This window comes from Nonomuraea sp. IBHARD001, assembly GCF_056106265.1.
This window is the reverse complement of sequence record NZ_JBWBBW010000002.1, coordinates 5,776,478-5,794,801: the sequence shown is the minus strand read 5'-3', so window position 1 is coordinate 5,794,801 and position 18,324 is coordinate 5,776,478. Positions and strand designations below refer to the sequence as shown.

At 72.1% G+C, this 18,324-nt stretch carries 15 protein-coding genes; 8 read left to right on the top strand and 7 right to left on the bottom strand.

Annotated elements, in window-relative coordinates; all coding sequences use genetic code 11:
* Positions 1-27: 27 nt before the first annotated feature.
* The 3 genes from ACTWNK_RS28520 to ACTWNK_RS28510 are packed head-to-tail and all read right to left on the bottom strand — an operon-like array spanning position 28 to position 2,454.
* Positions 28-801: an ABC transporter permease gene (locus tag ACTWNK_RS28520; RefSeq protein ID WP_474307624.1), complete on the bottom strand. Its 774-nt coding sequence runs from the start codon at positions 799-801 to the stop codon at positions 28-30.
* Complete coding sequence (locus tag ACTWNK_RS28515) at positions 794-1,612, bottom strand: ABC transporter permease (protein WP_474307623.1); 819 nt, start codon at positions 1,610-1,612, stop codon at positions 794-796. Before ACTWNK_RS28515 ends, ACTWNK_RS28520 begins: the two co-directional genes overlap by 8 nt.
* Positions 1,609-2,454, bottom strand: a complete 846-nt coding sequence (locus tag ACTWNK_RS28510) for an ABC transporter ATP-binding protein (RefSeq protein ID WP_474307622.1) — start codon at positions 2,452-2,454, stop codon at positions 1,609-1,611. The genes ACTWNK_RS28515 and ACTWNK_RS28510 overlap by 4 nt, the downstream gene beginning before the upstream one ends.
* A gap of 192 nt (positions 2,455-2,646) precedes the next feature.
* Between ACTWNK_RS28510 and ACTWNK_RS28505 the strand changes: the two genes are divergently transcribed.
* The 6 genes from ACTWNK_RS28505 (at position 2,647) to ACTWNK_RS28480 (ending at position 8,656) form a co-directional block, all read left to right on the top strand.
* Positions 2,647-3,585 carry an alpha/beta hydrolase gene (locus tag ACTWNK_RS28505; protein ID WP_474307621.1) on the top strand — a complete coding sequence of 313 codons (939 nt, stop codon included), beginning with the start codon at positions 2,647-2,649 and terminating at the stop codon, positions 3,583-3,585.
* The gene (locus ACTWNK_RS28500) at positions 3,582-4,940 is read left to right on the top strand and encodes a dihydroorotase (RefSeq protein WP_474307620.1); all 1,359 of its coding nucleotides are present in this window, start codon (positions 3,582-3,584) and stop codon (positions 4,938-4,940) included. Before ACTWNK_RS28505 ends, ACTWNK_RS28500 begins: the two co-directional genes overlap by 4 nt.
* Before the next feature lie 32 nt (positions 4,941-4,972).
* A complete protein-coding gene (locus ACTWNK_RS28495; RefSeq protein ID WP_474307619.1) occupies positions 4,973-5,947 on the top strand; it encodes an LLM class flavin-dependent oxidoreductase in 975 nt (324 codons plus the stop codon).
* A 65-nt stretch (positions 5,948-6,012) separates the two neighbouring features.
* A complete protein-coding gene (locus ACTWNK_RS28490; protein WP_474307618.1) occupies positions 6,013-6,747 on the top strand; it encodes a GntR family transcriptional regulator in 735 nt (244 codons plus the stop codon).
* Positions 6,748-6,867: 120 nt separating this feature from the next.
* Entirely contained in the window at positions 6,868-8,253 is a 1,386-nt protein-coding gene (locus ACTWNK_RS28485; RefSeq protein WP_474307617.1) for an MFS transporter, read from the top strand.
* Positions 8,254-8,416: 163 nt separating this feature from the next.
* On the top strand, positions 8,417-8,656 hold the full coding sequence (locus ACTWNK_RS28480) for a helix-turn-helix domain-containing protein (RefSeq protein WP_474307616.1): 240 nt from the start codon (positions 8,417-8,419) through the stop codon (positions 8,654-8,656).
* A gap of 3 nt (positions 8,657-8,659) precedes the next feature.
* Here ACTWNK_RS28480 and ACTWNK_RS28475 read toward each other — a convergent pair whose 3' ends face one another.
* The 4 genes from ACTWNK_RS28475 to ACTWNK_RS28460 form a co-directional block, all read right to left on the bottom strand.
* Entirely contained in the window at positions 8,660-9,343 is a 684-nt protein-coding gene (locus ACTWNK_RS28475; RefSeq protein ID WP_474307615.1) for a Crp/Fnr family transcriptional regulator, read from the bottom strand.
* Between the two features lie 157 nt (positions 9,344-9,500).
* Positions 9,501-13,088, bottom strand: a complete 3,588-nt coding sequence (locus ACTWNK_RS28470) for a tetratricopeptide repeat protein (RefSeq protein WP_474307614.1) — start codon at positions 13,086-13,088, stop codon at positions 9,501-9,503.
* Between the two features lie 28 nt (positions 13,089-13,116).
* Positions 13,117-13,488 (bottom strand): hypothetical protein, encoded by a 372-nt coding sequence (locus ACTWNK_RS28465; protein WP_474307613.1) that lies wholly within the window; start codon positions 13,486-13,488, stop codon positions 13,117-13,119.
* Between the two features lie 79 nt (positions 13,489-13,567).
* A complete protein-coding gene (locus ACTWNK_RS28460; RefSeq protein WP_474307612.1) occupies positions 13,568-13,981 on the bottom strand; it encodes a hypothetical protein in 414 nt (137 codons plus the stop codon).
* Positions 13,982-14,146: 165 nt separating this feature from the next.
* Here ACTWNK_RS28460 and ACTWNK_RS28455 point away from each other — a divergent pair, with 165 nt between their 5' ends.
* Complete coding sequence (locus tag ACTWNK_RS28455; RefSeq protein WP_474307611.1) at positions 14,147-17,515, top strand: WD40 repeat domain-containing serine/threonine protein kinase; 3,369 nt, start codon at positions 14,147-14,149, stop codon at positions 17,513-17,515.
* A gap of 40 nt (positions 17,516-17,555) precedes the next feature.
* Positions 17,556-18,293 (top strand): HNH endonuclease family protein, encoded by a 738-nt coding sequence (locus ACTWNK_RS28450; protein WP_474307610.1) that lies wholly within the window; start codon positions 17,556-17,558, stop codon positions 18,291-18,293.
* Positions 18,294-18,324 lie beyond the last annotated feature (31 nt).

The following is an 18,324-nucleotide window of genomic DNA, read 5'->3' as shown; positions in this document are numbered from 1 at the left end:
AGTGCACGAGATTGAGGGCCCCCGGAATCACATCGGTGTGACGCCCTCTTTGAACCACGGCGCGATCATCCTGCGGACCAGGGTGACCAGCGCCATCAGCAGATTGGCGATGACGACCAGGAGCAGCGTCAGCGCGAGCGCCGAAGCCAGATCGAAATCGGCGGACCTGCGGAAGATGAGATAGCCGAGTCCTTCGCTGCCGCCGATGAACTCGCCCACGACGATGCCGACCATCGCCCTGGCCACGCCCATGCGGACGCCGGTCAGGATGAGCGGCAGCGCGGCCCAGAGCTGGACCTTCACGAAGACGGTGAGCCGGCCGGCGCCGAACACCCTGGCCGCCTTGACCAGCGAGGGGTCCACGCCCCTGATGCCGTCCATGGTGTTGATGGCGATGGGGAAGACCGCCATGAGGAAGATGATGAGGATCTTGGGCCCGGCGCCGAAGCCCATCCAGAGCACCAGCAGCGGCTGGAAGGCGATGCGCGGCAGCGAGTAGGCGGTCCAGAACGGCGGCCCGGCCAGGTCGCGCACCCAGCGCGAGGTCCCCAGCGCCAGCCCGCAGCCGATGCCCGCCACGACCGCGAGCAGGAACCCGGCCAGCGCGTTCTGCGTGCTGAACCAGGCGTGCCCGGCCAGGGTGCCGTCCGAGGCCATCGCCACCAGCGCCGAGGCGATGGCCGAAGGCGGCGGCACGAACGCGGGCGAGGCCAGCTCGAAGACCGAGATCGCCAGCTCCCACACCGCGAACAGCCCCACGACCTCCAGGGCGACCAGTGCCTTCCACCGGGTCTCAGTCACCGGTCCTCCAGCTCCCGACCCGGCGCTCGGCCAGGTCGAACAGGCGCACCAGCACCACCGAGAGCACCACGTAGACCGCGATCGCCGCGAACGCCTCACCGGTGCGGAACCTGCTGGTCGCGTTGACGATCACCGACCCCAGCCCGCTCGGCGAGCCGACCATCTCCCCGACGAGCAGCCCGATCATGCTGGTCGGCACCGCCAGCCGCAGCCCGCCCACCATGTACGGCATCGCCCACGGCACGCGGATCTTCCAGTACAGGTGCCGCCTGGTCGCGCCGAACACCCGGGCGGCGTTCAGCAGCGAGCGCTGCGTCAGCGCCGCGCCCGTCGCGGTGTTGAGCGCCACCGGAATCATCGTGCTGAGGAACACGAGCACGATGATCGGCCCCGAGCCGTAGTCGAGCCAGGCGGTCAGCGTGGGCTGCAGGGCGATGAGCGGTGTGGCCCACAACGACCACAGCAGCGGCATGAGGAGCCGGTTGGCCCATACCTTCGTCCCGGTCAGCAGCCCGGTGGCCACTCCGGCGACGGCGCCGAGCGTGTAGCCGATCAGCCAGCTCTGCGCGCTGGTCGCCAGGTGGACACCGAGCTGCCCCGACGTCGTCAGCTCGACCAGGGCTGCGAGCACGTCGCCGGGTGAGGGGAAGAAGACCCTGTTGACCAGTTCGAGGCCGACGACGGCCACGTGCCAGAGGATCAGGAAGAGCGCCAGGTCGAAGAGGGCGAACAGCACCGCGCGCCGGGTGGCCCGGCGTCTGGGCGAGCGCACGGCCGCCGCCTTCGGCCTGACGGGGGTGGCCGTGCTCACTCGGCGACCCCTCGCGCCGCGGCCTTGGCGTCGGCCTCCAGCGACTCCCACAGGTGGCGGCGCAGGTCGAGGTACTCCGTCGACTTGCCGTCGCCCGATCGCGGCCTGGGCAGGCCGACCTGGACGACCTCGCGGATGCGTCCCGGCCGTGAGCTGAACACCGCGATCCGGTCGCCGAGCTGGATGGCCTCGTCGATGCTGTGGGTGATGAAGATGACGGTGACGCCGGTCGCGGCGATGATGCGTTCGAGTTCGAGCCGCATCACCTCGCGCGTCATGGCGTCGACGGCGCCGAGCGGCTCGTCCATGAGCAGGATGCGGGGGGCCGCGACCAGCGCCCTGGCCAGACCGACGCGCTGCTGCATGCCGCCCGACAGCTCGCGCGGGTAGGAGCTCTCGAACCCGGCCAGGCCGACCAGCCTGATCGCCTCCCGCACCGCCTCGGCCGACCCCTGACGCAGCCGGGGCTGCATCTCCAGGCCGAACCTGACGTTGTCGGTGACCGTACGCCAGGGCAGCAGCGCGTAGTCCTGGAAGACGACCGCGCGGTCGGGGCCGGGCCCGGTCACGGGTCTGCCGTCGACCAGCACCTCGCCCGACGCGGCGGGCACCAGACCGGCGACGACGTTGAGCATGCTGGTCTTGCCGCAGCCGCTGGGGCCGAGGACGGTCAGGAACTCGCCTTCGTGCACGTCGATGCTGACGCCGTCGACGGCGGTGAGCCATTCTCCGGTTCTCGATACGTGGTAGCCGACCGTCAGGTCCCGGATCCGGATGACCGGATCGCGGGAGGAGGCCGGGGTCTCGTGGGCCGATGTCAGGGGGGCCGAGCCGTTCGCCATGCGCTCTCCGTCCTCAGTACGGACCGCCTGCGGCAGGAATGGCTACATTATTCATCGCTTGAATTCATGGTCAACCCCCAAAATCCTGTGCTTTCAGGTCAGTTCAGAGAAGCTGTTGACAAGATTGGATACAAAGTTCAGCCTGAGGGGGCCGTCCGGGCGTGAGGCCCGGCTGAGAGCGAAGAAGGGTCTATGCGCACTCAAGAGGTCAGCTGGTTCAGCGAAGGCGATCGGATCAGCGCGCTGTGGCGCACTCCTGACGACACGACTGGGCCGTACCGGGCGGTCGTGCAAGGGCCGGGATGGCTCGGGCTGAAGGACGCCAAGCTCTATGTCCGCTACCACGAGGCACTCACCGCGGCCGGATTCGCGGTGCTCGTGTTCGACTACCGGGGGTTCGGCGACTCCGAGGGCGACCGCACCGTGCTCTCGCCCGCCCGCCAGCTCCAGGACCTGCGTTCGGCCGTGACGTACCTGAGCAGCAGGGACGACGTCGTGGCCGACGGCATCGGGGTGTTCGGCAGCGGCGGCACCGGCGGCGGCAACGCCGTCCTGCTGGCCGCCGCCGACCCGAGGGTACGCGCGGCCGTCAGCCAGCTGCCCGTCGCCGACGGCGCCGACTGGCTGCACCGCATGCGCAGCGAGTACGAGTGGCTGGACTTCCTCGCCTCCGTCGCCGCCGACAGGAGCGAGCGCACGCTGACCGGCAAGGGCCGCCAGGTGCACCCGCGCGAGGAGATCATGGTTCCCACCCAGGAACGCAGGAACACCAAGGTCAAGGCCGACGTCGACGACCGGATCCCGACCTCGGTCGGCTTCGCGCCCGCCGTGGAGGAGATCCTCGCCTACTCGCCCGTCAGCGCGGCCGCGACCCTGGACACGCCGCTGCTCGTCGTCGGCATCGAGGGCGACGCGACCACGCCGACCGACCACGCCGAGAAGATCTACGCGGCGGCGCGCGGGCCGAAGGAGCTGGTGATGCAGCGCCACACCACGCACTACGCCGCATACGACCGCTACTGGACCCAGGTCACGCCGCGCATCGTCGGCTGGTTCGAACGCCACCTCGGCCCGGCCAACCTGGTCATCACCACCCCCGAAGGGGCACACCGGATCGAGGCCGCCGAATGAGCATCGACCTGCGGGTGTCGGGCGGCACCGTGCTGACCCCGGCCGGGGCGCTCGCCGCCGACGTCCTCATCTCCGGCGGTGTCGTCGCCGGCCTCGTCGACCGGGCCGTCCCCACCGACGCCCCCGAGATCGACGCCACCGGCAAGCTCGTCCTGCCCGGCATGGTCGACGTGCACGTGCACACCCGCGAGCCCGGCTTCACCCACAAGGAGGACATCCACACCACCTCCCTGCAGGCGGCGGCGGGCGGCGTGACCACGATGTTCGGCATGCCGAACCTGGACCCGCCCACCACCACGCTGGAGACCCTCCAGGACGTGCTCGGCATGTACGCGGCGAGCTCGCTCGTCGACTACAACCACAACCCGGCCGCCACGCTGCCCGACCAGGTGCCCAAGATGGCCGCCGCCGGGGTGCGCGCGTTCAAGGTCTACATGGTCGTCGACACCGGCAGGACCTACCCGCACCCCGCGGGCACCGGCATGCACGACCACGGCGACCTGCTGCGCATGATGGACACCATCGCCACCACCGGCAAGCGCTTCATCGTGCACCCGCACGACCAGGCGCTGATGGACTACATCGAGGGCGACTACCTGGCCAGGGGCGAGAACACCCCGGCCGGCTACGCCAGCGCCTACGCCGCGCGCGAGGGCGTCATCTGGGACACCGCCATCGACGTCGTCCTGCGCCTGGCCGAGGCGTCCGGCTGCCCGGTGCACCTGGCCCACATGCAGACGCGCCGCTCGGTCGAGGCCGTGCGCAGGGCCAAGGCCAGGGGAGTGGACGTGACCTGCGAGGTCAACCACTGGCTGCCGTTCCTGTCCAAGTGGGAGCACGTCGAGCGGCTCGGCCCCTACGCGCTGTCGTACTGGGTGCCGGACGACGCCCGCGAGGCCGTGTGGGAGGGCATGCTCGACGGCACCATCGACGTCGTCGCCTCCGACCACGCCCCGCACACCCGCGAGGAGAAGGAGATCGGCTGGACCCAGATGTGGAGCTCCCACACCGGGACGCCGGGCATCCAGTACTTCTACCCGCTGCTCCTGGACGCCGCCATGGCCGGGCGCATCCCGCTCGCGCGGGTCGTGGAGATGGCGGCCGAGGCTCCGGCCAGGCACTTCGGCCTCGACCGCAAGGGCGCACTGCTGCCCGGCCGCGACGCCGATCTCGTCATCGCCGACCCCGGTTCCTCCTGGACGATCACCAACGATGGCGTGCTGTCCAAGGTCGGCTGGACCCCCTACGACGGCCTGGCCTGCTCGGTCGCCATCGAGCGCACGCTCGTGCGCGGCGTCGAGGTCTATGCCGACGGCAAGGTGACCGGCCGCCCCGGCCACGGCCGCCTGGCCTGAACACCCCCCTTTCTTTCCTGCTGAGGAGTGAGATGAAGTTCGGACTGCTGCTTCCCCATTTCGGTGAGTTCGCCTCCGCCGACCGCATCCTGCGCGGCTCGATCATGGCCGAGGAGCTCGGATTCGACTCCGTCTGGGTACGCGACCACCTGGTCTTCGAGCCGCACGGCGAGATGGAGTCGCCCAACAGGGAGTTCTACGACGCCTTGACCACGCTGACCGCGATCGGCGCCGTCACCAGCAGGATCCAGCTGGGCACCGGCTCGCTGATCCCGTTCAGGCACCCGCTGACCACCGCGCTGCAGCTGGGCACCATGACCCAGCTCGTCGGGCCGAGGCTCATCCTCGGATTCGGCGCCGGAACCTTCCAGCACGAGTTCGACGCCATCGGCTGGGGCGACCGCGACCGCGTGGAACTCGTGCGCTCCAACGCCGAGATCCTGCGCAGGGTGGCGACCGAGAGCGAGGTCACCTACTCCGACGCCAACTTCTCCTTCACCGACATCACGATCGAGCCCAGGCCGGTCGGCGGTCCCGTACCGTTCTGGTACTGCGGAGCCACCCCGCGTTCGGCCAGGCTCGCGGCCGAGTTCGCCGACGGCTGGATGCCAGGTCGTATCTCGCTCGGCGGCATCGTCAAGCGCGCCGAGGCGATGCGTGAGATCGTGGCGGCCAACGGCAGAGCGATGCCGACCGTCGCCGTCATCCCGCCGACCTCGATCGAGGCCACGCGGGAGGAGGCGCTGCGCGACGTCAACGTGCCCGGACTGCTGGCGTGGGCGAACAAGGCCAAGTTCGCCGTACGCCCGCCGTCCGGCACGTTCGAGACGGTGGAGGACCTGGAAGGCCAGCTCATCGTGGGCAGTCCCGCGGATGTGGTCGACGAGGTCAAGAAGTTCGAGGCTGCCGGGGTCGAGCACATCGTGTTCGACTTCAGGTTCAAGTTCCACCGCTGGTTCGAGCAGATCGAGCTGCTCGGGACCGAGGTTCTGCCCCGGCTTCGCTGAAGGGTGTCCGGCCATGCGGGACACTTTGTGCTTGGATTGGATCCAACCTGCAGAGGAGTCCATGAATGGTCAGCGCCAAGGGCGCCGCTGAGCCCGCGTTCGCCGCCGTTGTCGGCCGGATGTCGGCCGGATACAAGACGGTCGGCCAGATGGCCTACGACATCATCCGTGAGGCCATCATCTCCGGCGTCCTCGCGCCCGGCGAGCACCTGCGTCAGGAGGAGCTCGCCGAGCGGATCGGGGTGTCGCGCATCCCGGTCCGCACCGCGCTGATGCAGCTGGAGGCGGAGGGCCTGGTCTCGTTCAACCCGCACAAGGGCGCGGTCGTGCGCACGCTCACCGTCGAGCAGGTGCGCGAGATCTACGAGATCAGGGCGCTGCTGGAGACGCACGCCCTGCGCAGGTCCGTGGCCAGGATGACGTCGGCGAGGGCGGGCAGGCTGCGCGAGCTCGGCACCGCGCTCGACGAGCCGCACGACAGCAACTCCCTCGTCGACGAGCGGGTCGCCTTCTACCGCGAGCTCTACGACGCCGAGGAGAACCCGGTCGCCGTCGGCATCATCGAGGACCTGCGCAACACGGTCGGCCGCTACCTGCTCGGCCTGCCCGTCGGCCACCAGGACGGCGGGCACCGCGAGCTGGCCAGGCTGGTGGCGAGGGGCGACATCGCCGAGGCCGAGGAGCACCTGCGGGCGCACCTGGACCAGGTGTCGAGAAAGCTGGTCGAGGTCCTGCTCGAACAGGCCGAACGCCCACCGGCGGGCAAGCCCCGCCGCAAGGCTCGGGCCACCCCCGCGTGACGTTCGTTTTTCCGGATTCGGGAGAATGCCGCACATGATCAGGGTCGCCACCTCCTCCGACTTCCCCCCGCCCGTCCCGGAACGGGCCCGGCTCACCACCCCCGCTTCGCCCGGCTCGTGGTGAGCCGCAGGGGTCCGGTCGCCGCCGGTCTGATGGCCAGCATGGCGCTGGCCGCGATCGACCAGACGATCGTCGCCACCGCCGTGCCCGCCATCGTGCGCGACCTCGGCTCCTTCTCCCTCTTCCCCTGGGTGCTGTCGGCGTACATGCTCACCCAGGCGGTCTCCACCCCCGTGTACGGCAAGCTGGCCGACCTGTTCGGGCGCAAGCCCATGCTGATCGGCGGCATGCTGATCTTCCTGGCCGGTTCGCTGCTCGGCGGGTTCGCCTGGTCGATGCCCGCGCTCATCGTGGCGCGTGCCGTACAGGGCATCGGCGCGGGAGCGATCCAGTCGATCACCCAGGTCGTCGCCGCCGACCTGTACCCGCTGGAGGAGCGCGGCCGCATCAGCGGTCTGCTGTCGTCGGTGTGGGGCGTGTCGGCGCTGGTCGGACCGGCTCTCGGCGGTGTGCTGTCGGAGTTCGTGTCGTGGCGGTGGATCTTCCTGCTCAACCTGCCGATCGGTGTGATCGCCGTCGTGATCATCGCCCTGTGGCTGCGCGAGTCGGTCGAACGCCGTCCGCACCGCCTCGACCTGCTCGGCACCGCGCTGCTGACCGGCGGTGTGGTCACCGTCATGCTCGGGCTGCAGCCGGGCTCGTGGGTGCTGGTCGGCACCGGTGTGGTGCTGCTGGTCGCCTTCGCCTGGTGGGAGCGGCGGGCCGCCGAGCCGCTCATCCCGCCGTGGATGTGGCGTGACCGCGTGCTGCTCGGCTCGTTCCTCGGCAGTGCGATCGTCGGCATGGTGCTGGTCGCGCCCACCATCTACCTGCCGACGTTCGCGCAGTCGGTGCTCGGGGCGGGCGCGGTGGCCGCCGGGTTCGCGCTGGCCGTGCAGTCGATCGGCTGGCCGATCTCGGTGGCGTTCTCGGCCAGGCTGTACCTCAGGCACGGCTTCCGCGACACGGCCCTGGCCGGGCTGGCGCTGGTCGCGGTCTCGGCCGTGCTGTTCTCGTTCATGTCGGCGTCCTCGTCGCTGCTGTACGCCGGGGTGAGCGCGTTCGTGAACGGGGCCGGGCTCGGGCTGGTCTCGGTGTCGATGCTGCTCGGCGCGCAGAACCGGGTGGGGTTCGCCGAACGCGGTGTGGTCACCGGCGGTGTGGTCTTCTTCAGGATCGGCGGCGGGGCGCTCGGCACGGCCGCCTTCGCCGCCATCGCGCACGCCACGCTCACCGCGCGGCTGGGGCCCGGCGTCTCGGTGGACGAGGCGGCCGTGGCGCTGGACGCCCCCATGCGCGCCGCGCTGACCGCGGCCGTGCACAACGTCTTCCTGGCCATGGCGGGCGTGGTCGTGCTCGGCGTGCTCGCAGTGCTCATCCTGCCCCGTCGTGCGGCGCCCAGGTAGTCGCGGAGGCCCTGGCTCCGGAAGTCCTGTGGCACCGGAGGCACTGTGGCACTGGAAGTCCTGTGGCTGCGGGAGTCCTGTGGCTCCGGAACAAGGTTCCACCGTGCGGTCCCGTGGGTTGAGTGCGGGGGAGCGGGGTGGTGAGACTGGGCGCGGAGGTTCCATGCGCCCACCCCACCGTCCCACCGGAGTCGGCTCGGTCGCCAAGGCCGCCTGCGTCCTGCGCGCCCTGGCCGCCGCACCCGCCGCCCTCTCGGTCCGCCAGCTCGCCACCAGCACCGGCATTCCCCGCAGCACCGTCCACGCCCTGTGCGCGACCTTGCGGGCCGAGGGCCTGGTCGAGTCCGCCCCCGGCGCCGGGTACCGTCTCGGCCCGGCGCTGGGGGATCTCGGCCGGGGCTGAGCCTCAGGCCGACAGCGCGGGCACCGCTGTCAGGGCCGGATCGGGTCTCAGCAGGGCGGCCAGGGCCGAGGGGCGGAGCAGGAGGCGGTCGCGTTCGAAGACGATGTCGTCGGCGAACGGGCGCAGGTGCTGCGTCGTCTGTTTGGTCGTCAGCCGGGCCCAGCTGGCCAGGCGTCCCCTGCTGATCGGGATGTGCACGACCGTCCTGTCCTTGCCCGCCGGCATGCCGTACCTGTCGGCCAGGCGGGTCAGGAGCAGGCCGAGGCGGCGTCTGCCCTGACCGGCCATGCGCAGTTCGTTGCCGTCGCGCAGGCGGGTGGCCTGGGTGGCGAGCAGGGCCCACAGCAGGTCGGGATGGTCGACGGCCATCGCCCTGAAGCGGGTGGCGGGGAGGGTGAGCGTGGTGAGGGTCTCCATCACGGTGACCGTCGCCAGGCGGGGTCGTTCGTCGGCGAGTTCGAGGTCGCCCAGGATCTCGCACCGGCCGAGCAGGTCGAGGACCCGCTCCCCGTCGAGGTCGTCGCACCAGATGCGTACCCATCCGGCCAGGACGACGTGCACGGCGTCGCAGGCGTCGCCCTGACGCATCAGGTGGGAGCCGCGCGGCCAGGACAGATACCTCGCCGCGGCGATGAGGTCGAGGCGGGTCTGCTCGGAGATCCCGCCCCAGAAGCCCGTTTGTGTCATGCTCCCAGCCGACCACGCCCGCCCGTACGGCGTTGTGCCCGGCGACACACCATGCCGAGAGGGAATGGGGTGTGCCGGACAGCTCAGATAATTTCCCAGCAAATCCCGGGAAAATGGCGCGGGGATCCACGTCCGAATTGCGGGATTCCCGATCCGGTCACTCCGAGATCCAGTCGACGTCGTGCTGCCGTTGCAACGCCTCGTCCTCCAGCAGCCGCCGTACCGTGGCGTAGCTGCGCCGATCGGTGATCTCCAGCAGGATCGCCTCGGCCCTGCGCAGATGGTCGCGGCGCGGCTCGTCGTGCTCGGGGCCCAGGCGCTGCAGGACCAGGGCCATCACCACGTGCGCCGTCCACTGCCCGTGGTAGTTGCCCAGCCGCTGCGCCCCTTCGAGCGCCATGCCCGCCTCCTTCAGCGCCTCGTCGACCCGGTCGAGACCCATCAGGATCCTGGCCCTGACCCGGCGCGCGTCCGGCTCGTAGAACAGCGGCCTGGTGTGGGCCAGATGGCGAAGGGCGTCGTCGGCGTTCTCCAGCGCCTCCCGGTGACGGCCCATCCGCTCCAGCACCCTGGCCTGCGTGTCGTGCAGCACACCGAGGCCGTGCGCGTTGCCGAGCCGCTCACGCAGGTCCATCGACTCCCTGATGGCGTCGAGCGCCAGGTCGAACTGGCCGAGCCTCAGCCTGACCCTGGCGATGCCGCCCAGGGTGGAGGCCTGGCCCAGCAGATGGTCGAGCGCCCGCCAGATCTCCAGCGCCTGCTGGCCCATCTCCAGCGCGTCCCTGAGCTGGTCCAGTCGGCGCAGCACCCGCATCAGCCACTCGCGCGCCGTGGCCTGCCCGCGCGGGTGCTCGATCTGCCTGGCCAGCGCGATGGCCTGACGCAGCGGCTCCTGCGCGTCGTGGTAGCGCCCCCGCCAGAACGACACCTTGCCGAGCCCGGTCAGCGCCCCGACCTGACCCCTCGGGTACTCGATCTCGCGCTGCAGCCGCAACGCCTCGGTGTAGTGCTCGAAGGCGTCGTCGAGCCGGGCGACGGCCGTCAGGTGGTCGCCGAGCAGGATGCGCGCCTGCCCCTCGTTGTGCAGGTCGCCGGCCGCGCTGCAGGTGTCGAGCGCCGCGCCCGCGTGCATGCGCTGGGCGTCCCACGAGCCCTGCACGCCGTGCAGCCTGGCCAGGATGATGTGCGCCCCGGCCTCGGCCCGGGTGTCGCCCTCGGCCTCGCTGATCGACAGGGCGCGCTCGGCGTCGTGGGTGGCCTCGGTCCACTTGTGCTGCTCGTAGAGGATGCGCGAGCGGATGATGAGCGCGGCGGCCTCGCCCCGCCGGTCGGAGATGGACCTGCGGATGTCGAGCGCGCGTTTGCCCTTGGTCAGCCCCTCGTCGTACTTGGCCTGGTGCAGCAGGCTGTTGGCCAGCGACTCCAGCGCGTCGGCCTCGCCACGCGGATGCTCGATCACATGGTGGGAGCCGAGCGCCGCGTTGGCATGCCTGATGGCGTCGTCGTAGCGCCCCATGACGCCGTAGACCACGGCCAGATGCCCCTGCACCACGCCGATGCCGTAGTCGTCGCGCGACCACTCGAAGATCTCGCCCGCCATGGTCGCGTAGCCGATCGCGGTGACGTTCTGGCCCAGCGCGTGCTCGACGACCGACAGGTGCAGCGCCATGCACGCGACCGCGCGCTGGTCGCCCGCGATCTTCGCCGACTGCATGCCGATCTTGTGCATGGCGATGTTGTCGCGCCCGTAGCGGCGCAGCTCGAAGAAGTCGTAGCAGGCGTCGGCCAGCCCGTAGGCGAGCTGGTGCAGATCGGTCTGCGCCGCCCTGCGCACCGCCGCCACCAGACAGCGCCGCTCGTGCTCGAACCACGTCAGCGCCTCGGCCCTGGCCGAACTCTGCGCCGGAGCGTGGTCGAGCGTGTCGCGATGCAGGGTACGGCGATGCCGCCCGAGCAGGTCGCCCTGCTCCCTGGCCTGCTCCAGGTAGTACGTCAGCAGCCTGCGCCCCGCCTCACGCCGATCGGCGGGCGTGGTGTCGAGCTGGATGCGCTCGTCGGCGAACCTGGTCAGCAGGGCGTGCTGCCTGAACCTGCCGGGCCCGGCCAGCGTGACGAACTGGGCCCGCTCCAGCTCGGCCAGCCACTGGTAGCACGTGCTCTGCGGCACACCCAGCATGTGCGCGTAGGCCGCGACCGAGAACGACGGGCCGACCATGACCGAGATGAAGCGGAAGGCCTGCCTGAGATCGGGGTCGAGCCCTTCGTAGGCCAGGCCGAGCGCCTGCCGTACCTGGGGGAACAGCTCGCGGACCGGGGAGCCGGGAGGGGTGTCGCGGGCGCCGGCCGAGGGGGAGGGGTCGCCGTCGGGGTGCCTGGACAGGTGGGCGGCGGCCACCCGCAGGGCGAGCGGGTTGTGCGCGCACATCCTGGCCAGCTCGCGCATCGCACCCGGCTCGGCGCCCGCCCTGGCGCCGACGAACGAGCCGATCAGCGACACCGCGTCGTCGGGCGCCAGGCGCTTGAGCCGGATCTCCGGCATGCGCAGCTCGGCCAGCGACCGGCGCGAGACGACGATCACCGCGCACGAGCCGTTGCCCGGCAGCAGCCTGCGCACCTGGGCCGAGCCGCGCGCGCCGTCGAGGATGAGCAGGATGCTGCGATCGGCGATCGTGGTGTGGTACAGCTCGGTCAGCGCCTGCTCGCTGCGCGGGATCGACTCGCCGGGCACACCGAGGTCGCGCAGGATCGAGCCCAGCACGATGGAGTCGTCGCCGAGTTCGAGGTCGACCATGATGCGGCCGTCGAGGAAGTACTCGCCGGTGCGGTGGCCGAACCGCGCGGCCAGCGCCGTCTTGCCGGACCCCGCCTCGCCGCTGATCACCGCCACGCGTTCGGGCCCGGACTCCAGCAGCAGCATGCGCAGCATGTCGTACTCCTGCTCGCGTCCCACGAAGTCGGGCACGTCCGGCGGCAGCTTGGCCGGTTTCGGCTCGGCGGCCGAGCGGTTGCCCAGCCCGGTCAGCGGCAGCCGTACGTCCTGGTCCTCGGCCGGGGCGGGCCGCGCGCCCGTGCTCCACAGGTCGTGGTACGGCATGGCCAGGCTGCGCAGCCCCTCCAGGTCGGCCACGTCGTGCGAGTCGGGATGCAGCAGCTTCTGCCTGCGCAGCGCGTTGACGGTCCTGGAGGCGACCGCACGCGAAAGACCGGCGTAGGCGCCGAGCTCCTCCTGGGTGAGCTGCACGTCCAGGGCGGCGCCCGGCCCCTGCGGTGTGCTGAAGCGCTCGGCCAGCTCGGCCAGGCAGGCGGCCAGCTTCGGCTCGGCGGTCACCCTCGGCCCCTGGGCGAGCGCGAGCCTGACGCCCGCGTGGGTGAGCCTGGCGTCCTGGGTGGCGAGCACGGCGGCGGCGACCTCCTTGTAGGTGGCCACCAGCCGCCTGAACCTGGCCAGCGTGATGCGCATCAGCTCCGCGCCGCCGAGCGGCGTCACCGAGGCGCGCTGCGGCGTGCCCGACAGTGCGGCCAGCCCTTCGACGTCGCCTGGCCCGAGTATGGACAGCACGGTCTGGGTGCCGTCGATGGCGGTGTGCGTCTCGACCAGATGGCCGGTCACCACGATCGTGATGTCGGCCGCGACGAATCCCTGGGCGTAGACGCGGTCGTCCTGGCCGAGTATCTGGTGGTCGGCGCGGATGCGGTCCTGCACGGCGGAGGGGAGCAGGTGCCAGAAGGGGGTGGGGGCGGTCATCCGCTCTCCTCGTCGTGGGGTGCGGTGCTCACAGGAGCATGGGGCTCGCGAGCGTGGCGGCGACCGCCAGCAGCAGCGCGCCTCCCGCCCAGAAGAGCGCGCGCATGCCCCGGTGCCAGCGCAGGCGGGCGGCGGCCAGCGTCGTGCGCAGTTCGCCGCCCGGGGTACGGCCCGCACTGCCCGCGGCGGCGAGGTAGCAGGCCGAGACGAGCGCGCACACGAAGGCGGCCATCGGGACCACGATCAGCGCGGAGGGCAGGAGCACTCCGGCGCCGAGCACCGCGGCCACCCCGTCGAGCAGGGCGGCCAGGCGCAGCTCGTGGGTCGACCTCAGCAGCAGTGCGGCGATCTCGGCGCACTGCTCGGCGGGGCCGAGCCGGTCGAAAGGGGTCTCTGTCATACCTGTGACTCCATCGGGAATCGGAGGCACTCGCGAGGAACCACGTACCCGCAAGTGTGTGCGACGCGGCACTTGATCATCAAGTGATGAACGAGAACAGCATGAGTACGGCGGCCTGGATCGCCGCGTGCGCCGCCCCCGTGGAGGAGGCGGCGAGGGTGCGCAGCCCGTCGGCGAGCAGTTCGGCGTGCTCGGCCGTGACCGGCGCGGCCGGCAGGAACGTCGGCCACGGCGGCTGCGGCGTGTGCGGCGCGCCGATCAGCCGCCTGGCCACGTCGAGCCGCCTGTGCAGGACGACCCTGGCGTGCACGGCCAGCGCGACCGCCCGCAGGAGCAGCAGCGAGACGAGGGTGAGCAGGGCGGCGCGCACCACCCACGGCGAGGATCCGCCGAGCAGGTGCGGCAGCCTGACGGCGGCGATGACGAGCACGAGGGCGCTGACGGCGCAGGCGATGAGGACGTCGCGCGCGGCCCTGTTGAGGAGGGCGTTCATACCTCGATCCCACCAGTGCCGTCCGGCCACGGCGCGGACATCGGTGGGCCCGACCGTGTGCTCGGGCGCACACCCGGAAGGCGCCGGTTCCGGCCGGTGCGTGCCAGAACCCCGGGCCGTCCGGCGGCGTCTAAGATGTCAGGCTCTCCCAGAGACGAGGACCGCATGGCCGCGTTGGCACCCGGTGACCCGCAGCGCATCGACGGCTACTGGCTGGCGGGCAGGCTCGGCTCGGGCGGGCAGGGAGTCGTCTACGAGGCCTACGACGCGGCCGGAGCCAGGTTCGCGATCAAGGTACTGCACGGCGGCCTGACCGGCAGGGCGGGCAAGGAGGTCGAGGCCGCCCAGCGGGTGGCGTCGTTCTGCACGGCCAGGGTGGTCGAGGCCAGGCTGGAGGCGGCCAGGCCGTATATCGTCAGCGACTTCATCGAGGGACCGAGCCTGCGCGCCGCCGTACGCGCGCACGGTGTGTTCGCCGGTGACGACCTGCGCAGGCTCGCGACCGGGATCGCGACCGCGCTGTCGGCCATCCACCAGGCGGGCGTGATCCACCGCGACCTCAAGCCGGACAACGTGCTGCTGGGCCCCGACGGGCCGCGAGTGATCGACTTCGGGGTGGCCAGGACGGCCGAGATGTCGCTGACCACGGCGGCGATGGTGGCGGGCACGCCGACCTACATGGCGCCCGAGGTGTTCGCCGGGCAGCGGGCCGAGCCTGCCGCCGACGTGTTCGCCTGGGGGGCGGTCGTGCTGTTCGCCGCCACGGGCCGCGATCCGTTCGAGGCCGACAGCCTGGGCGCGGTCATGCACAGGGTGCTCAGCGTGACCCCCGACGCGGGCATGTTGCGCCAGCCGCTGCGCGCACTCGTGCTGGCCGCCCTGGCCAAGGAGCCGCAGGCCAGGCCGTCGGCGTCGGAGCTGCTGTGGGGCCTGGTCGGCGGCGACGACCTGGCCAGGGGCAGCAGGGCCGCGGCGGCGCTCGGCGGGCCGGGCCTGCCCGACCGCTCGCTGGGGGTGCTGGCCGAAGAGGTCTACGAGCGGCTCGACCGTGACGACAGGGACCTGGTGCCGGAGATGTTCCTGCGCATGGTCGAGGCCGACGGCGCCGACTCGGTGCGCCGGGTCAGCCGGGCCGAACTCGTCGACGGCAGGGCGCCCATCGAACGGCTGCTCGGCGCGTTCGCCGGGGCCGGGCTGCTGACGACCGACGGAGACTCGGTGGTCATCGCCCATCCGGCCCTGGTACGCGCCTGGCCGCAGCTGCGTACCTGGGTCGAGGCCGAGCGTGAGGGCCTGGCCCTGCACCACAGGCTCGGCGCGTCGGCCAGGCAGTGGGCCGAAGGCGGCAGGCGCGACGGCGACCTTTACCAGGGCTCCACGCTGGAGCAGGCGCTGCAGTGGGCGGCGACGGGCCGCAGGCACCTGACGCTCAACACGGCCGAGAGCGCCTTCCTGGACGCGGGCGCCCGCCTGGCCAGGCGGCGTGCGGCCAGGAGGCGCGCGCTGTCGGCCGCCCTCGCCGTGCTGCTCGTGGTGGCGCTCGGCGCGGTCGGCCTGGCCGAGTACCAGCGCCGGGTCGCCGCCGGTCAGCGCGACCAGGCGATAGCACGCGACCTGGCCAGAAGGGCCGCCGGCCTGCGCGCGAGCGACCCGGTCACCGCCCGCAGGCTGAGCGTCGCCGCCTGGCGCGTCGCCCCCGTCACCGAGGCCAGATCGGCCCTGTACGGCGCGCAGACCCAGCCCGAGCGGGACGTCTTCGCCGAGCCCGACCCCGTGCCCGGTACGGTGCGCGCGCTCACCGGCGACGGCGGCGTGCTGGTCGGCGCGGGCGGCGGAGCCGTCACGACCTGGGACGTGGCCACGCACCGCAGGAAGGGCGGCTTCGCCTACCAGGGCGACGACCCGCTCGCGGTGATCGTGAGCACCGACGGCTCCCGGCTCGCCCTCGTGCGCCAGGAGGGCGTCCAGGTGCACGACACGGACACGGGCAAGGCGATCGGCCCGCTGCTCGCCGACGTGGAGACCCTGGCCTTCGCCGGGCCCGGCGTCCTGCTGGTCCGCGAACGCACCGGCTTCCGGGTGCGCTCGGCCGAGGACGGCGCCGTGCTGCTGGAACGGCGTGCCGTCTCGACCGGCGCGGCGGCGCTCAGCGCGGACGGCCGGGTGCTGGCCCTGCACACCACGGCGGACGACGGCGTGAGCTCGCCCACGCTGGAGTGGTGGGACCTGCGCACCCGCGCGCTGATCCGCGCGACGCCCGCGGCCGACGTGCTGACGCTGGCCTTCGAACCCGGTGGGCTGCTGGCCGTGACCGGCAGGAACGAGGTGCGCTTCCACGACCCCGAGACGGGAGCCAGGCGCGAGGAGATGACGCTGGGCCAGGCGCGCGGCTCCGGCCTGGCCTTCAGCGCCGACGGCAGGCACCTGCTGGTGCTGCGCTCGGACTCGCTCGGGCACAGCACCGAGGCGCTCGTCCTGTGGCGACCGGCCGAGACCTACCGGTCGCTGCTGACGCACGGCTTCGGCTACGAGTCGGCCGAGTCGGTGCACCTGTCGGCCGACGGGCGGCTGGCCCGCTACCTGACGCGTTCGGGCTCGGTCGTCACGCTCGACCTCTCGCCGCAGACGCTCGCCGGCCCGCAGCCGCCGCCCGAGACGTGGAGCGCGGGCGGCACGCTCGTCACCGCGACGCCCGGCGGTGTGCTCGTCGTCGCCGACGAGGGCGACGGCGCCGTGCTCGGCCGGTTGCGCCTGGGCGACAAGGACGCGGCCCCCATGGTCGCCGTCAGCGGTGACGGCGCGCTGGTGGCCTACGGCACGCTGGAGGGGAAGGGCATGCGGCTGTGGGACACGCGCACCAGGCGCGAGGCCGGTGTGCTGGACACGCGGGGCGCCAGGGCCGCCTTCGCTCCCGACGGCCGCACGCTCGCGATCGGCGGCGAGGTATGGGATCTCGGCGCCGAACGCCGTCGCCGGGTCGTCGAGCCCGCCGGTGAGATCGTGGCCGTGGGGCCCGGCGGTGTGGTGCTGGCCAACGGCACGCCGGGAAGCGGGCAGGGCGAGGCCGTCGAGGTCGGCACCGGACGGCGCACGGTGCTGCCGGTCGACTACATGAGCGCGGCGGCCTTCAGCCCCGACGGCAGGCTGGTGGCCGTGGGCGACGCCGACGGGCGGCTGCTGCTCGTCGACACCAGGACCTGGCGCAGGGCCGGGCCCGCGCTCGACGGGCACACCGACGACATCCAGGCCATCGCGTTCTCGGCCGACGGCGCCACCGTCGCCACCACCGGCAACGACGCCACGCTCAGACTGTGGGACGCCGTCGGCGTGCAGCCGCTCGGCCAGGCCGTACAGGGGGTGTCGGGGGCTCCCGCGTTCGTGGGCGGGCGGCTGCTGGCGGGCGGCAGGCCGGTCCTGCTCACCGACGGCGACGCGGCGGCGGCCAGGGTGTGCGCGCTGGCGGGCGGCGGGCTGAGCGAGCAGGAGTGGGCCAGGCAGGTGCCGAACCTGGCCTATGTCAGGACCTGTCCCTGAGCTCTGGATCACCGGGCGGGATATCGGTCATAGTCGAAAGGTGGCGACGAGCACCCGTGACCTGGTGACCCTGCTGGCGGCGGCGGTCATCGTCGTCTCCCTTGCCGCCCAGGGCGAGGTGAGGGCGGGCACGCCGAAGGCGGCGGCGGCGATCGCCGCGCCCCTGCGCAACCCCGAGGGCGTGCTGCCCGGCCTGGCCCCGATCACGAGCCGCAAGGACCGGGCGGCGGCCGTGCGCCTGCTGCGCAACCTGCGCACCGCCCCCATGCGCAGCAAGGCCGGCTACTCGCGCGAGCGCTTCGGCGCCAACTGGAGCGACCGGGCGTCGGGCGTGCCGCTGGCGGGCAACGGCTGCGACACGCGCAACGACCTGCTGGCCCGCGACGGCGAACGGCTGGTCTACCGCGACGGTTCGGCCTGCGTGGTCACCTCGATGACCCTGCGCGACCCCTACACAGGCAAGACCGTGCGCTGGACCAAACGCCGGGCCGACGAGGTACAGGTCGACCACGTCGTGCCGATGTCCTACGCCTGGCGCATGGGCGCACGGCACTGGTCCAAGGCCAAACGCACCCGCTCGGCCAACGACCCGCTGAACCTGCTGCCGGTCCACGGCAGGGCCAACGAGCAGAAGGACGGCTCGGGCCCGGCCACCTGGCTGCCGCCCGTGCGCCGGGTGCGCTGCGCCTATGTGGTGAGGTTCGCCCAGGTCGCCCTGAAGTACGGCCTGCCGGTCACGCCCGCCGACAGACGGGTCATGATCGCGCAGTGCTCCTGAGGCAGGCGCCCGGCGCCGGGCGCCTGCCGGT

Bases quoted from the DNA above. Each gene is read 5' to 3' on its own strand.
- ACTWNK_RS28510 (WP_474307622.1), bottom strand. From the start codon at position 2,454: ATGGCGAACGGCTCGGCCCCCCTGACATCGGCCCACGAGACCCCGGCC.
- ACTWNK_RS28505 (WP_474307621.1), top strand. From the start codon at position 2,647: ATGCGCACTCAAGAGGTCAGCTGGTTCAGCGAAGGCGATCGGATCAGC.
- ACTWNK_RS28500 (WP_474307620.1), top strand. From the start codon at position 3,582: ATGAGCATCGACCTGCGGGTGTCGGGCGGCACCGTGCTGACCCCGGCC.
- ACTWNK_RS28495 (WP_474307619.1), top strand. From the start codon at position 4,973: ATGAAGTTCGGACTGCTGCTTCCCCATTTCGGTGAGTTCGCCTCCGCC.
- ACTWNK_RS28490 (WP_474307618.1), top strand. From the start codon at position 6,013: ATGGTCAGCGCCAAGGGCGCCGCTGAGCCCGCGTTCGCCGCCGTTGTC.
- ACTWNK_RS28480 (WP_474307616.1), top strand. From the start codon at position 8,417: ATGCGCCCACCCCACCGTCCCACCGGAGTCGGCTCGGTCGCCAAGGCC.
- ACTWNK_RS28475 (WP_474307615.1), bottom strand. From the start codon at position 9,343: ATGACACAAACGGGCTTCTGGGGCGGGATCTCCGAGCAGACCCGCCTC.
- ACTWNK_RS28470 (WP_474307614.1), bottom strand. From the start codon at position 13,088: ATGACCGCCCCCACCCCCTTCTGGCACCTGCTCCCCTCCGCCGTGCAG.
- ACTWNK_RS28465 (WP_474307613.1), bottom strand. From the start codon at position 13,488: ATGACAGAGACCCCTTTCGACCGGCTCGGCCCCGCCGAGCAGTGCGCC.
- ACTWNK_RS28460 (WP_474307612.1), bottom strand. From the start codon at position 13,981: ATGAACGCCCTCCTCAACAGGGCCGCGCGCGACGTCCTCATCGCCTGC.
- ACTWNK_RS28455 (WP_474307611.1), top strand. From the start codon at position 14,147: ATGGCCGCGTTGGCACCCGGTGACCCGCAGCGCATCGACGGCTACTGG.